At 67.3% G+C, this 14,158-nt stretch carries 14 protein-coding genes; 9 read left to right on the plus strand and 5 right to left on the minus strand.

Going from position 1 to position 14,158, the window contains the following annotated elements; genetic code table 11:
- Positions 1-2: 2 nt before the first annotated feature.
- Both OG555_RS16905 and OG555_RS16910 read right to left on the minus strand, forming a co-directional pair.
- Positions 3-1,151 carry a PrsW family intramembrane metalloprotease gene (locus OG555_RS16905; protein WP_329483849.1) on the minus strand — a complete coding sequence of 383 codons (1,149 nt, stop codon included), beginning with the start codon at positions 1,149-1,151 and terminating at the stop codon, positions 3-5.
- Entirely contained in the window at positions 1,148-1,789 is a 642-nt protein-coding gene (locus OG555_RS16910) for a hypothetical protein (RefSeq protein WP_329483850.1), read from the minus strand. Before OG555_RS16910 ends, OG555_RS16905 begins: the two co-directional genes overlap by 4 nt.
- A gap of 104 nt (positions 1,790-1,893) precedes the next feature.
- Here OG555_RS16910 and OG555_RS16915 point away from each other — a divergent pair, with 104 nt between their 5' ends.
- Positions 1,894-2,457 carry a TetR/AcrR family transcriptional regulator gene (locus OG555_RS16915; RefSeq protein WP_329483851.1) on the plus strand — a complete coding sequence of 188 codons (564 nt, stop codon included), beginning with the start codon at positions 1,894-1,896 and terminating at the stop codon, positions 2,455-2,457.
- The gene (locus OG555_RS16920) at positions 2,454-3,311 is read left to right on the plus strand and encodes an LLM class F420-dependent oxidoreductase (protein ID WP_329483852.1); all 858 of its coding nucleotides are present in this window, start codon (positions 2,454-2,456) and stop codon (positions 3,309-3,311) included. Before OG555_RS16915 ends, OG555_RS16920 begins: the two co-directional genes overlap by 4 nt.
- Here the strand turns inward: OG555_RS16920 and OG555_RS16925 are convergent.
- Complete coding sequence (locus OG555_RS16925; RefSeq protein ID WP_329483853.1) at positions 3,304-4,317, minus strand: LacI family DNA-binding transcriptional regulator; 1,014 nt, start codon at positions 4,315-4,317, stop codon at positions 3,304-3,306. The two genes, OG555_RS16920 and OG555_RS16925, sit on opposite strands and share 8 nt — an antisense overlap.
- A gap of 133 nt (positions 4,318-4,450) precedes the next feature.
- Between OG555_RS16925 and OG555_RS16930 the strand changes: the two genes are divergently transcribed.
- The 6 genes from OG555_RS16930 to aceB are packed head-to-tail and all read left to right on the plus strand — an operon-like array spanning position 4,451 to position 12,584.
- The gene (locus OG555_RS16930; protein ID WP_329483854.1) at positions 4,451-5,752 is read left to right on the plus strand and encodes an ABC transporter substrate-binding protein; all 1,302 of its coding nucleotides are present in this window, start codon (positions 4,451-4,453) and stop codon (positions 5,750-5,752) included.
- 5 nt (positions 5,753-5,757) lie between these two features.
- Positions 5,758-6,693: a carbohydrate ABC transporter permease gene (locus OG555_RS16935; RefSeq protein WP_329483855.1), complete on the plus strand. Its 936-nt coding sequence runs from the start codon at positions 5,758-5,760 to the stop codon at positions 6,691-6,693.
- Entirely contained in the window at positions 6,690-7,505 is an 816-nt protein-coding gene (locus tag OG555_RS16940) for a carbohydrate ABC transporter permease (RefSeq protein ID WP_329483856.1), read from the plus strand. The genes OG555_RS16935 and OG555_RS16940 overlap by 4 nt, the downstream gene beginning before the upstream one ends.
- The gene (locus OG555_RS16945) at positions 7,502-8,965 is read left to right on the plus strand and encodes a hypothetical protein (RefSeq protein ID WP_329483857.1); all 1,464 of its coding nucleotides are present in this window, start codon (positions 7,502-7,504) and stop codon (positions 8,963-8,965) included. The genes OG555_RS16940 and OG555_RS16945 overlap by 4 nt, the downstream gene beginning before the upstream one ends.
- Positions 8,962-11,004, plus strand: coding sequence for a beta-galactosidase trimerization domain-containing protein (locus tag OG555_RS16950; protein ID WP_329483858.1), 2,043 nt, complete (start codon positions 8,962-8,964; stop codon positions 11,002-11,004). Before OG555_RS16945 ends, OG555_RS16950 begins: the two co-directional genes overlap by 4 nt.
- Before the next feature lie 14 nt (positions 11,005-11,018).
- Entirely contained in the window at positions 11,019-12,584 is a 1,566-nt protein-coding gene (aceB, locus tag OG555_RS16955; protein ID WP_329483859.1) for a malate synthase A, read from the plus strand.
- Here aceB and OG555_RS16960 read toward each other — a convergent pair.
- Positions 12,566-12,946 carry a cupin domain-containing protein gene (locus OG555_RS16960; protein ID WP_328525560.1) on the minus strand — a complete coding sequence of 127 codons (381 nt, stop codon included), beginning with the start codon at positions 12,944-12,946 and terminating at the stop codon, positions 12,566-12,568. The two genes, aceB and OG555_RS16960, sit on opposite strands and share 19 nt — an antisense overlap.
- The gene (locus OG555_RS16965) at positions 12,943-13,833 is read right to left on the minus strand and encodes an LLM class flavin-dependent oxidoreductase (protein ID WP_329483860.1); all 891 of its coding nucleotides are present in this window, start codon (positions 13,831-13,833) and stop codon (positions 12,943-12,945) included. Before OG555_RS16965 ends, OG555_RS16960 begins: the two co-directional genes overlap by 4 nt.
- A 93-nt stretch (positions 13,834-13,926) precedes the next feature.
- Here OG555_RS16965 and OG555_RS16970 point away from each other — a divergent pair, with 93 nt between their 5' ends.
- Positions 13,927-14,151, plus strand: coding sequence for a hypothetical protein (locus tag OG555_RS16970; protein WP_329483861.1), 225 nt, complete (start codon positions 13,927-13,929; stop codon positions 14,149-14,151).
- Positions 14,152-14,158: the final 7 nt, after the last annotated feature.

Raw genomic sequence — 14,158 nt, forward strand, 5'->3', positions numbered from 1 at the left:
GGTCAGGTCTGGAGGCGCTGGAGTTCCTGGCGGGCGTGGGTGACGGGTGGGGTCTCGGTGCCGTCGGCGCGGGCGATTTCGCGGGCCAGGTCGTGGGCGGCTTCGAGGCGGTGGCGGGCTTTGGAACGGCTGTGGAGGTGTTTGCGGTACTTCCTCCGATCCTTCCGAAGCCCGCTGACCGCGTCGAGGAGGGCCGGGTCGATGACGCCGGCCTCGACCTCGGGGCCGAGTAGATCCCGCATCCAGCGGCGTTCCTGGCCGGCGGCGTGGCGCAGGACGTAGAAGAGCGCCACGAGTTCGACGGCGGCGATCGCGAACGGCAGCACGGCCGCCGCGACGGTGCCGCCGCTGAGGGCGGCCATGTCGTCCCAGGCGAAGTGGAACACCATCGCCATCAGCATGGTCAGCACACCTCGAACCACCTTGCGTTCACCGGGGGTCCGGCCGAGGACCCACATCAGCCCGGCGCAGAAGATCGCGCTGAACAGGGCGTGTGACACGATCCCGGCGGCGCCGCGAGTCACGAACACCCGCAACGACGAGCCCAGTTCGTCCACGCCGTACAGCTGGGTGGCGCCGTTGTAGACGTACAAGACGTCCTCGAACACCTGGAACCCCAGGCCGATGAACGCTCCGATGATGAAGCCGTCGTACGCACTGCGAACCAGGCGGGGCGCCAGACCGATGAGCAGGACCAGGCCGATCGCCTTGCCCCACTCCTCGTTGATCGGCGCGGTCAGACCGGCACCCCAGTCGGACGCGAACGACGTGCCGCCGACCTTGGCCCAGATCGCGAGCAACGCGGAGTTGGCGGGCAGCGCGATCCAGAACGTCGCGGCGACGCCGCCCCAGACGAAGCCGGCCGCCAGCAGCCCGGCCGGCTGCGAGGTGAAGCGGTTGTGATGCCGTAGAAGCAGCAGCCAGGGCACGAGATAGAGACCGAACAGTACGACGCCTCCCGCGAGAGCCGGCGTGTAGAACGTGGCGCCAGGACCGAAGTACCGCAGCATCGTCAGCGCGCCACCGCCCACGCCCAGCAGGTAGACCCAGAAGGCGACGTTGTCCGGGCGCAGGAACCGGAACGGCGCACCCCAGCCCGACTCCTCGATCGCGCGAAGCTGCGCTGTCTTCTCCTCGGATACGACGCTCATCGCGCCACCCCCGGGGTGATGCTCCGCAGCAGCGCGGCGACATCGTCCTGGTAGCGCTCGAACTGACCCGACGCGGTCCGGACCCGGACGAGCAAAGCCGGTGCCGAGTCGACCTCTTGCGTCGTGCCGGTGGCCATCTTGAATGCCACGTCAATCCCGTCGCCGCTGGGCCCGGTGCGGCTCTGCACGACCCCGACCAGCCCGGCGTCGGTGGTGAGCGTCCCGCGCGCTCCGGTGACGCCTGGCGTGTCGCTCTCGGACCGCTCGACCTGATCGAGGAATCCGGTCGCGCTCCCGTCGTACGACGCACCACGCATCTCGATCGTCGCGCCGCCCGACGCCAGCAGGACCTGCAGGCTGGTCGCGGTCGCGCCGGCCCCACCGGTCAACGTCCCACTCTCCAACTGCCAGCCCACCGGCGGCACCGCCGTCGCGCCGCTGCCGAGATCCAGGACCTGGCCGGCCTGGATCTCGTTGTGCCACGGGATAGCCGCGTTCAACGCCTGCAGGCCGTAGATCAGCACCAGCGCCACCGCCAGCGCGGTGAATCCCGCCTTGAACGTACGCCGGTCGAGTCCGAGGAACCGGTCCTCGACCGGCACCCACTCCCGCGGCGCTTCCTCCCTGCTCACGACCATCGAGGCTCCATTCGCCTGAGCGGCACGGACTGGGCGGGTATCCGGACACTCTAGGCGCAGTTGCCCCCGATCTGTTCGGTGTACCTGTGGGTACAGTTGGTCGGGTGGAGACGGTGGAGCGGTTGATTCGCAGTACTCAGGAATTGTTGTGGGAGCGGGGGTATGTCGGGACCTCGCCGAAGGCGATCCAGCGGGCCGCGGACGCGGGGCAGGGGAGCATGTATCACCACTTCGCGGGGAAGGCGGAGTTGGCGAAGGCGGCGATCGAGCGGTCCAGCGCCGAGTTGCGGGAGGCTGCTGAGGAGCAGTTCAGCGGCTCGGGGTCGGCGACGGAGAAGATCAGCGGCTATCTCGAGCGGGAGCGGGAGGTGCTGCGGGGGTGCCGGATCGGGCGGTTGACGGCGGATCCGGAGGTGATGGCGGATCCGGAGTTGCGGGCGCCGATCGACGAGACGTTCACCTGGCTGCGCGCCCGGCTGGCCGAGGTTGTTGCTGAGGGCAAACTTGCGGGCGAGTATCCGGAGTCGCTGGATGCCGAGGAGACGGCTGCGACGATCGCGGCTGTGTTGCAGGGTGGGTATGTGCTGGCTCGGGCGGCGGGGTCGGTCGAGCCGTTCGAGTTGGCTGTGCGGGGATTGATCAACTTGTTGCCGGAGGGTGCGAAGTGAAGATCGGTGCCGTGTTCCCGCAGCTCGAGATCGGAGCGGATCCGCGGGTCGTGCGGGAGTGGACGACCACCGTCGAGGCGGCTGGATACGACCACGTGGTCGCCTATGACCACGTGCTCGGTGCGGATCCCGCCAATCGGCCGGGGTGGACCGGATACACCGACGAGTCCTTGTTTCATGAGGTTTTCGTGCTGTTCGGGTACATGGCGGCGATCACGACCGAGCTCGAGCTGGTGACTGGTGTGCTGGTGCTGCCGCAGCGGCAGACGGCACTGGTGGCGAAGCAGGCGGCCGAGGTGGATGTGCTGAGTGGCGGCCGGCTCAGGTTGGGCGTCGGCATTGGATGGAACAGCGTCGAGTACGACGCACTCGGGGTGCCGTTCGAGAAGCGGGGCGCGCGGCTGACCCAGCAGGTCGAGTTGTTGCGCAAGTTGTGGGCCGAGCCGGTCATTTCGTACGACGGCACGTTCGACCAGGTCGAGGAAGCTGGGTTGAATCCGTTGCCCGGCAGGGAGATCCCGATCTGGTTCGGTGGCGGTGCGGACGCCGTACTGCGTCGTACCGGACGGATCGGCGACGGCTGGATGCCGACGAGTCCGCCCGACGACAAGGCTCGTGCCCAGCTGGAGACGATCCGGGAAGCGGCTGCCGAGGCTGGACGTGATCCGGCCACGATCGGTATCGAGGCCCGGCTCACGCTCGGCGCCGTACCCGAGCAGGACTGGCGAGCCTTCGCCGACGGCTGGCGCGAGCTCGGTGCGACCCACTTCGGCGTCAACACCATGAACATGGGCCTGTCCAAGCCCGAGGACCACGCCGAAGTACTTCGCGACGTGCTCCCAGAGCTCAGCTAGACCAAGGGGTATTCGCGGTTGATCCGCGGATGATCAGCGGGCAGGGGAGGGTGACGGTTTCGGCGGCTCGGTCGGGGTCTTCGATGCGTTGGCGGAGAAGGTTCACGCCGGTTTCGACGATGGCGTGGACCGGTTGCTCGACCGAGGTGAGGTCGAAGGACTCCCAGGCGGCGAGTTCGGTGTTGTCGAAGCCGATCACCCACACGTCGTCGGGGACCCGGACGCCGAGTGCCCGTGCGCCGTCGAGGATGCCGAAGGCGAGTAGGTCGGTGACGGTGTAGATCGCGGTCGGTGGATTCTTCCGGGACAGCAGTTTCTGCGCCGCGGCGTGGCCGTCCGCGTGGGGTACGCCGACCGGGACGACGTTGCCGGGTTTGATCTCGACACCGGCGTCGGCGAGTGCGGCCCGGAAGCCGAGGTCGCGGTCGCGCGAGGTGTTCCCGGTGTGGGTCAGCGTGACGAGGCCGATGTCGGTGTGCCCGGCTTCGACCAGATACCGGCCGGCGTCGTACGCGCCCTGCCAGTTGTCGCCGACGACCTGGTCGCAGTCCAGACCGTCGATGCCGCGGTGCAGCAGCACGGTCGGAGTCCCGGAGGAGAGCGCCATCGTGTGCAGCTTCGAGTCGTACGTCGCCGACGTGAGCAGGAACCCGTCGACCAGGCGCTGCTGCAGCACGCCTGCGATCGTGTCCTCGGGGTCGTGCTCGATGTTCCACAGGATCATGTGCTGGCCTACCGAGCTGAGCACCCGGCCGATCTCGTCCAGCAGTGCGGCGTGGAACGGGCTGGTCACCCGGGTCATGAACACGCCGATGGTGTCGGTCCGCCCTGTCTTCATCGCCCGGGCCAGCGCGTTCGGAATGTAGTTCGCGTCTTTCAGCACCTGCAGCACCCGGGCCCGGGTCTCCGGGTTGACCTTCGGATTGTTCGTCAGCACCCGTGAAACCGTCGCCTGGGACACCCCTGCCAGTCGCGCCAGATCCCGGCTCGTCGGTGGTCGCGCCATGATCCGCCCTCCCCTCGTCGTCCAAATGCTGAACCCTACTCAAGAGTGTCGCCCCAGGTCGTTGACCACGCCCAAGGACATGTGTATACGTATTCATTGTATACGTATTCATCCTAGCGGATGGGAGATTCCGGTGCAGACACAACTCTCCAACCTGAGCCGCCGCAGGTTTCTCGCCGGACTGACGGGACTCACGGCTGCCGGCGTACTGGCCGGCTGCGGAGGCAACGGCGCCGCCCATGGCGGCGGCAAGAAGGGCCTCACCTTCCTCAACTGGGAGCAGGTCAAGGGCAACCCGCTCGAGCAGGCGATCCAGGCCTTCGAGAAGGAGTCCGGTACGTCGGTCACCGTGCAGCCAGCGGTCACCCAGGAGTACGACACCAAGATGCGCACGCTGATCGCGGGTGGCAGCCCGCCGGACGTGATGCGGATCAACGACGACTTCGTCCGCGGCTTCTCCCAGCAGGGAGCGCTGCTCGACCTGAAGCCGTACATCGAGAAGGACAAGCTCGACACGTCGCAGTTCGCGAAGGAGACGTACGAGTTCCCCAAGCAGCCGGACGGTTCGCACACCGCCTGGGTGCTCGGCTACCAACCCCGGCTGATCTTCTACAACGTCGATCTGTTCAAGAAGGCCGGCGTACCGCTGCCGCCGACGACCTGGTCGTCGACCGGATGGACCTGGGCCGATTTCACCGAGAAGGCGAAGAAGCTCACCGATCCGGCCAGCAAGCAGTACGGCGCTCTGGTCTACCTGGACACCGGCTACGAGCAGACGTTCACGGTCAACCACGGCAGTGAGACCGGGATCTTCTCCGCCGACGGCACCCAGTTCACGCTGCCCGGCACGAAGGAGGCCGAGGCGCTGCAGTGGGCGACCGACCTGACCTGCAAGGACAAGGTGCAGCCACCGTGGTCCGCGCTGCAGCAGGACAATGTGCAGAACCAGATGTTCGCCCAGGGCAAGATCGCGATGATGTTCGCGACCTTCGGCACCGTGCCGTACCTGCGGACCGCGGTCAAGGACTTCACCTGGGACGTCGCTCCACCGCCTGGTGACGTGGAGCAGAAGACCGAGTCCAGCGTGATCGTGTTCTGCGTCCCGAAGAAGGCGAAGAACCCCGACCAGGCCTGGGACCTGCTCAAGTACCTGGCCAGTGAAGAAGGCGGCAAGATCCTGCTGCAGGGCGGCGCCTTCACGCCGATCAACCTCAAGGCCGCGGCCGGGCTGGCGCCGAACGGAAAGGCGCCCGCACACATCGGGCTGTTCGCCGAGGCGGCCAAGCACCTGACCGCGACCAACCAGACCAAGAACACCATCGGCGCCCGCGAGCTGTACCGGCCCGCGCTGGACACGGCCTACAACTGCGAGAAGCCGGTCGGTGACGTTCTCCAAGGGGTCAGATCACAGGTGGAGAACGCCTTGAAGGGTTGATGTCGATGGCAACCATCACGATGGCGCGCGAGACCTCCAGCGCGGTCAACACAACCGACGTACGCCGGGCCCGCCGCAGGCAGAACCTCACCGGCTGGCTGTTCATCAGCCCGATCGTGGTCGGGGTGGTGGCGTTCCAGTTCTTCCCGATCCTGGTCTCGATCGTCGCGTCGCTGACCGACTGGAACGGCATCTCGGCACCGAAGTTCGTCGGCCTGAAGAACTTCTCCGAGATGTTCACCGACGATCCGTTGTTCCTGCAGACGTTCAAGAACACCGTCTACTTCACCCTGGCGACCATCCCACTGACGATCGGCATCGGCCTGGTCCTGGCGTTGCTGTGTGCCCGTCCGATCCGGGGCGTCGCGTTCTTCCGGACGGCGTACTTCGCGCCGTACGTGACGAACGTGGTGGCGATCGGGTTCGTCTGGTTCTGGTTCTTCCAGCCGGACAACGGCGTGATCAACGGATTGCTGAACCAGCTCGGGATCCACGGCCCGCAGTGGCTGTCGAGCTCGAGCTGGGCGATGCCGGCCGTGATCATGGTCAGCGTCTGGCAGGGCATCGGGTACCCGATGATCATCCTGCTCGCGGGCCTGCAGGGCCTGCCGAGCGAGTTCTTCGAGTCCGCGAAGATCGACGGCGCCGGAGCATGGCAGCGGCTGCGGTTCATCACGCTGCCACTGCTGACGCCGCATTTCCTGTTCCTGCTGATCACGCAGTTCATCTCGTCGTTCCAGGTCTTCGGCCTGATCTACGTGATGACCAAGGGCGGGCCCGGCCACGCCACCAGCGTCTACATCTACAACATCTATCAGAACGCGTTCAGCTACGGGAAGATCGGCTACGCCTCGGCGATGGCGTGGATCCTGTTCGCGGTGATCGCGGCCGTCACCTTCCTGCAGTGGAAGCTGCAGAAGAGGTGGGTGTTCTACTCATGAGAATCGTCGGAAAGACTTCGCAGTACGTCGTGATGGCGCTGTTCGCGGTGGCGTTCCTGGCGCCGCTGGTGTGGATGATCAGCGCGTCACTGCGGCCCGAGGCGAAGGTGCTGTCGGTGCCGCCGAAGTTCCTGCCCACGGACACGCAGTGGGACAACTACCGGCAGGTGTTCGACCTGATCCCGATGTTCCTCTGGAACAGCGTGAAACTCGCCGGGCTGAACGTGATCGGCATCCTGATCGTCGCGTCGATGGCCGGGTACGCGTTCGCGCGGCTGCGGTTCGCCGGCCGGGACATCGCGTTCATGGTGCTGCTGGCCACCTCGATCATCCCGGGCATCGCGTACCTGATCCCGCAGTACATCGTCTTCCAGCACATCGGCTGGGTGGACACGCAGTACCCGCTGTGGGTGCCGAAGGTGCTCACACCGGTGTTCGCGACCTTTCTCATGAGGCAGTCGTTCCTCACCATTCCGAACGAACTGGAGGACGCCGGCAAGATCGACGGCGCCTCCACGTTCGGCATCTACTGGCGGATCATGCTGCCGCAGACCAAACCGGCGCTGGCCGCGATCGGGGTCTTCACGTTCCTCGAGTCGTGGAACGACCTGTTCGGTCCGCTGATCTACATCACATCCGAGAACCTGCAGACGCTACCGGTGGCGCTGGCCCAGTTCCAGGGCGAGTACTTCACCCAGATCAGTCTGCTGATGTGCGGTGCGACGATCTCCGTCGTACCGGTGATCGCCGTCTTCCTCTTTGCACAGCGCTATTTCATCCAAGGCATCACGATGACAGGAATGAAGGGGTGAGCACCGTGCCGGACCGGCTCGTTGCCATGCAGATCGGAGCGGTTTCGTTCGTCGACGAAGGCGTCGACCAGACACTCGACATCCTGGCCGACCGCGGCGCGGTGAACGCGCTGTTCCTGGCCACGCCGACCTGGACCCGGGGGACCGGCGGCCGGCAGATCCCCGGACACCCGATCCCCGACCACGGCGGATCCGAGTACGACCTCGGCTGGGTCGGCGGCAACTACGCGACGCCGCACCCGCAGTACTACGGCAACACCGCACTCGGCCTGGTCGGCCGGGCGCCGGAACACCCGGAGCTGGACCTGCTGGCCGAGGTCGTGCCGAAGGCCCGTGAGCGCGGCATCCAGTCGTTCGCCTGGATGGAGGAGAGCGGCGGTGCCCGCGAGCTGCGGACATACCCGAACTTCGCCAAGGTGCTCGAGGTGGACGCGTGGGGGCGGCCCGGCCGCCGGCCGTGCTTCAACAACCCGGACTACCGCAACTGGCACCTCGGGTTCGTCGAGGACTACGTGCAGAGCTACGAACTCGACGGACTGGCGTGGTGCTCGGAGCGGCCCGGTCCGTTGAACATGCTGATGCAGGGCACGGTCGACGTGTCGGAGATCGGCTGCTTCTGCCCGCACTGCCGGCAGATCGCCCGCGAGCGCGGGATCGACGTCGACCGCGCGATGCGCGGCTACCGCGAGCTGGTCGAGTGGAACCAGCGTGTCGGCGCCGGTGAGCGCCCGGTCGACGGTGCGTTCGTCACGTTCTGGCGGATCCTGCTGAACCACCCCGAGGTGCTGGCCTGGCAGACCCTGTGGACCGAGAGCCAACGGCAGCTGTACCGCGACATCTACGGTGTCGCCAAGGCGATCTCGCCGGAGGTGCAGGTCGGCTGGCACGTCTACCACAACATCTCGTTCAGCCCGTTCTACCGGGCTGACCAGGACTACACCGAGATGGCGAAGTTCTCCGACTTCATCAAGGTGGTCATCTACAACAACTGCGCCGGGCCACGGTTCTTCACCTGGGTCAAGAGCATCTGCGGCGCGCTGTTCGGCGACGCCGAGCCCGACGACGTCTACCCGTTGATGATGAAGCTGCTGCAGCTCGACGAAGGCGCGTACGAGAAGCTGCCGCAGAACGGCTTCAGCTCCGACTACGTCCGCCGCGAGACCGCGCGGGCGGTCGCCGGGGTCGGCGGGCAGAGCAAGATCTATCCGGGGATCGACATCGACATCCCGGTCGGTGTGGCCAAGCAGCGCGGACTCGAGAAGCCCCGCGACGTCGGGACGAAGATCAACTGGGACGACAACGAGGGTGAGCTGACCCAGTGCACGCGTGAGTCGGTGCGGGACGCCACGCTGGCCGCGTTCGAGGGTGGCGCGGAGGGCGTCGTACTGAGTCGCAAGTACTCCGAGATGCTGCTGGAGAACGTCTCCGGCGCGGGCGACGCGATCCGGAGCCTGAAGTGAAACCTTGGTACCAGACAACTCTGCGCTGGGCACAGACCAATCTGACCGAGAAGGACCCGGCCCGGTACGACGCCGATTGGTGGCGCGACCACTGGCGTCGTACCACGGTGCAAGGGGTGATCGTCAACGCCGGCGGCATCGTTGCCTACTACCCCAGCAAGTTCGAGCTCCAGCACCGGGCCGAGTTCCTCGGCGATCGCGATCTGTACGGCGAGATCGCCGCGCTGGCCAAGGATGACGGCCTGACCGTGCTGGCCCGGATGGACTCCAACCGGGCCCACCAGCCCTTGTACGACGCGCATCCGGACTGGTTCGCGATCGATGCCGAGGGCAACCCGTACCGGGCCGGGAAGATGTACGTCGCCTGTGTCACCGGGCCGTACTACCGGGACTTCCTGACCGGGATCCTCGAGGAGATCATCGAGCGCAGCGCGCCGGACGGGCTCACCGACAACAGCTGGAGCGGTCTCGGCCGGGACCAGATCTGCTACTGCCCGAACTGCCGGGACAGCTTCGGCCAGGAGCTCCCGTCACGCGTCGACTGGGCGGATCCGGTGTACCGGCAATGGATCCGCTGGAGTTACGACCAGCGGCTCGCCGTGTGGGACCTGAACAACGAGGTGACCCGGCGCGCGGGCGGTCCGGACTGTCTGTGGATCGGCATGAACGGCGGCGATGTCGTTGCCCAGAGCAAGCGACTTCGGGACGACGTGGAGATCTGCAAACGTGCGTCGATCTTCATGCTCGACTCGCAGTGGCGGCACGACGAGTCCGGCTTCCAGGCGAACGCGGACACCGGCAAGCGGCTGCACGGCCTGCTCGGCTGGGACACGCTGATCCCGGAGAGCACGGCGATGTACGACGCCGGCGTGCCGACCTTCCGGCTCGGGAGCAAGCCCGAGCCGGAGGCGCGGATGTGGGCGCTCGAGGGGTTCGCCGGCGGCATCCAGCCGTGGTGGCATCACATCGGGTCCGTGCACGAGGACCGGCGGCAGTACGCGACGGCCGAGCCACTGTTCGAGTGGCATGCGCAGCACGAGGACTACCTGATCAACCGCGAGCCGGTCGCCACGGTCGGGCTGCTCTGGAGTCAGCGCAGTGTGGACTTCCACGGCAAGGACGATCCGGAGACGACGAGTCTGCTGCCCTATCGCGGGTGGGTGGACGCGCTGATCCGGGCCCGGATCCCGTACCTGCCGATCCACGAGATCGACCAGCGGATGGCAGTGATCATCGTCCCGAACGTGGGTGTCCTCACCGATGCACAGTCCGAGGCGTTGACGGCGTACGTCGAAGCCGGCGGGCAGCTCGTGGTCACCGGGGAGTCAGGCCTGTACGACGAGTGGGGTGATCGGCGGGACGAGTCGGCGCTCGCCGGGCTGCTCGGAGTGCGTCACCAGGGCAAGCGACTGGAGGCGGGGCAGGTCGACTGGGAGACGTACGGCGCGCACAGCTATCTGCGGATCGAGGATCGGGGGATCGCAGACGGTTTCGGGGACACGGACCTGCTGCCGTTCGGTGGGCAGCTGGAGGTGGTCGAGGCTTCGGGTGCCGCGATGACCTATGTGCCGCCGTTCCCGATCTATCCGCCGGAGTTGTCCTGGATGGCCGAGCCGCGGACCGACGTACCCGTGGTGGTGCTCGGTGAGCGGACGGCGTACCTTGCGGCCGACCTGGACCGGCTGTACGCGCAGTATCACCACCCCGACCACGGACGGCTGCTGGCGAACCTCGTCCGCCGGGCAGCCGACGGCGACATCCCGTTGCAGGTGGACGGGGCGGGCGTACTCGATTGTCAGGTCTATCGGCACGGTGACGCGGTGGTGCTGCACTTCGTCAACCTCGACCAGGGCGGTGCCTGGCGCGGGCGGTTGGAGGAGTTCACGCCCTCCGGCCCATTCACCGTCAGGCTCAAGGCGGGCGGCCGGCGGGCGCGGTTCCTCGTCGCAGGCGGGGAGGCGGAGGTGAACGAGCGGGACGGCTGGATTACGGTCGAGGTGGCGCGAATCGCCGATCACGAGGTCGTGGTTGTGGAGTGAGAGGGAGTGAGTTCGTGGCAGTCGAGGTCACCGGGGCACGGCGCGAGCGGTACGACGAGATCCTGACCGAGCGGGCGCTCGGGCTGATCGAGCGGCTGCACCGCGAGTACGACGGACGGCGGCGCGAGCTGCTCGAGCGTCGCCGGGAGCGGGTCGCGGAGATCGCGGCCGGCGCGTCGCTGGGGTTCCTGCCGGAGACCAAGGACGTGCGGGACGACCCGGACTGGCGGGTCGCTCCCGCGGCGCCGGGGCTGGTCGACCGGCGGGTGGAGATCACCGGGCCGACCGATCGGAAGATGACGATCAATGCGCTGAACTCCGGCGCGAAGGTGTGGCTGGCCGACCAGGAGGACGCGAACACGCCCACCTGGGACAACGTGGTCGGCGGCCAGCTCAACCTGCTCGACGCGATCACCCGGCGGATCGACTTCAGCACCGACGCCAAGAGCTACGCGCTGAAGCCGGACGACGAGCTGGCGACCATCGTCGTCCGGCCGCGCGGGTGGCACCTGCCGGAGAAGCACGTCACGGTCGACGGCTCACCGGTGAGCGGATCGTTGGTGGACTTCGCGCTGTACTTCAGCGCCTGCGCCCAGCTGCAGCTCGACCGCGGCCAGGGGCCGTACTTCTACCTGCCGAAGATGGAGTCGCACCTCGAGGCGCGGCTCTGGAACGACGTGTTCCTGACGGCCCAGGAGTTCGCCGGCATTCCGCGCGGGACGATCCGGGCGACGGTGCTGATCGAGACCTACCCGGCCGCGTTCGAGATGGAGGAGATCCTCTACGAGCTGCGCGAGCACTCGGCCGGGCTGAACGCGGGGCGCTGGGACTACATGTTCAGCGTGATCAAGACGCACCGGACCCGGGGCACCGACTTCCAGCTGCCGGACCGCAACAGCGTCACGATGACGGTGCCGTTCATGCGCGCGTACACCGAGCTGCTGGTCCGGACGTGTCACAAGCGGGGCGCGCACGCGATCGGCGGGATGGCGGCGTTCATCCCGAGCAAGGACCCGGCGGTGAACGAGCAGGCGTTCGCGAAGGTCGAGGCGGACAAGACGCGCGAGGCCGGTGACGGCTTCGACGGCTCGTGGGTCGCACACCCCGGCATGGTCGAGACCTGCCGGACCGTGTTCGACTCGGTTCTCGGTGATCGGCCCAACCAGGTCGACAAGCTCCGCGAGGACGTTGCGGTGACCGCCGAGCAACTGCTCGACGTCGCCTCCACGCCCGGCGAGGTCACCGAGGCCGGGCTGCGCAACAACGTCAGCGTCGCCATCCAGTACCTGGCGGCCTGGCTGGAGGGCACCGGTGCGGTCGGCATCTTCAACCTGATGGAAGACGCCGCGACCGCCGAGATCTCCCGCTCGCAGATCTGGCAGTGGCGACAGAACGGCGTGGTCCTGGACACCGGCGAGACCGTGACGACCGAACTGGTCGAGCGGATCGCCGACGAGGAGATCACCAAACTCGACCAGTACCTGCGCTACCAGTCCGCCCGCGCCCTCTTCCTCGAGGTGGCTCTCGCGGACGAGTACGTCGACTTCCTGACCCTGCCCGCCTACGAACGCTTCGACTGAGGCGGGTCGACGTTCACGGTCGGGATGCCGCCCCCGGCCCGGGCGATGATGGCCAGCGACGGTGCACCGGAAGGATTGCTCTCCCGGTGCACCGTGAAGGCCGGCACATGCACGAAGTCCCCGGCCACGGCGTCGAGGTACTCGTCACTCCCCTCGAACTCCAGCCGCAGTACGCCGGACACGATGTAGAGACTGCTCTCGTTCTTGTCGTGGTGATGCCACCCAGAGATCGCGCCGGGCTCGGTGGTCACCTGCCCCGACCACAGGATCGGCAACTCGAACGCCCGCATCCGCAACATCCCGGATGTCGGATCGGCGGCCACCAGGTTGCCGGCCTTGATCACCCGAACAGGCTCACTCATGCCAGTAGTCTGCCTCCGCCCGAAGGGCTCCCGCCAGCGGGTGGGCCGGTGCGGATGCGGGCGCGGGCATCGGGGACGGTGAGGGCCTGGGTGAGAAGCCAGGTGACGCCGGAACGTTCGTACTGCGGGATGGTGGCGGGGGTGGGTTCGGTCGCGTCTGCGTTGCCGATGAGGACGACGTCGTACGGCGCATCGGAGGTCCGGGCAGCGCGGAGATCCTCGGCGATCTCCGCATAGGTTTCGGGCGGGATCACCACCGTCGGCCACTGCTCACTGGCTGGGGCGAACCCGTCCCAGCGGGCGGCACGGCGGCGGGGTGGCCGGAAGGAGCCGCCGGCGCCGATCCAGATCGGGATTCTGGGGTTCTGGAGCGGCGTGGGTTGGAGGGAGACGCCGCGGCAGGTGTAGTGCTCGCCTTCGAAGTCGACCCTTTCGCCGCTCCACAGGCGGTTCACCAGCTCGAGGAACTCGTCGACCATCGCCGCCCTGGTCCGCAGATCCACGTCCATCCCGAACGCGGTGAACTGGTCATCCGGGTGACCGAGACCGACTCCGAGCACCAGGCGGCCCGCGGACAGCCGATCCAGTGTCACCGCCTGTCGCGCAAACGCCTCCGGCCGCAGCCGGGCCACCGCCGTGACCAGAGTCCCGAAGCGGATCCGCTCAGTCGCGCCGGCCACTGCCGTCAGCGCCACCATTGCGTCGGCCACGTCGTCGGACTCACCGAGCGCCTCTCGGACCGCGTCCGTGTGCGGATGCAGTGGCAGCAGTTCGTCCCAGATGAAGAATCCGTCCCACCCGGCCGCTTCAGCCGACTGCGCCAGCTCCACGAGCACACCCACGTCAGCGAAAGCACCCTGGTTCGGCAAGTAGATCCCGTGCCGCATAGGCCCTCCTCCTGCGGCCGACGCCGTCGACTGCAGCCTTGCGGCCCGCCGGGCGCACTGTCAACGACGCAGTCGCGCGCCTAGGCTACGAAGATGGCGAGCGTTGTGTTGCGGGTCCGGCTGACGAGCGGTGACCACCTCGATGTCACCTATGAGGAGTCCGCTGCGGCCGATGATGACGAAGTTGTCGAGCACGCTGTCGCCGCCCTCGCGAGCGATGGCGGCATGCTTCGGTGCAGACATGGCGACCGGCTTCTCGTCCTGTACGCGCGCGGAGTCGCCGCCGTGGAGATCGCGCCACGAGGCGCGGTCCTGTAACCGCGGT

The organism is Kribbella sp. NBC_01484, from assembly GCF_036227145.1.
GTDB lineage: Bacteria > Actinomycetota > Actinomycetes > Propionibacteriales > Kribbellaceae > Kribbella.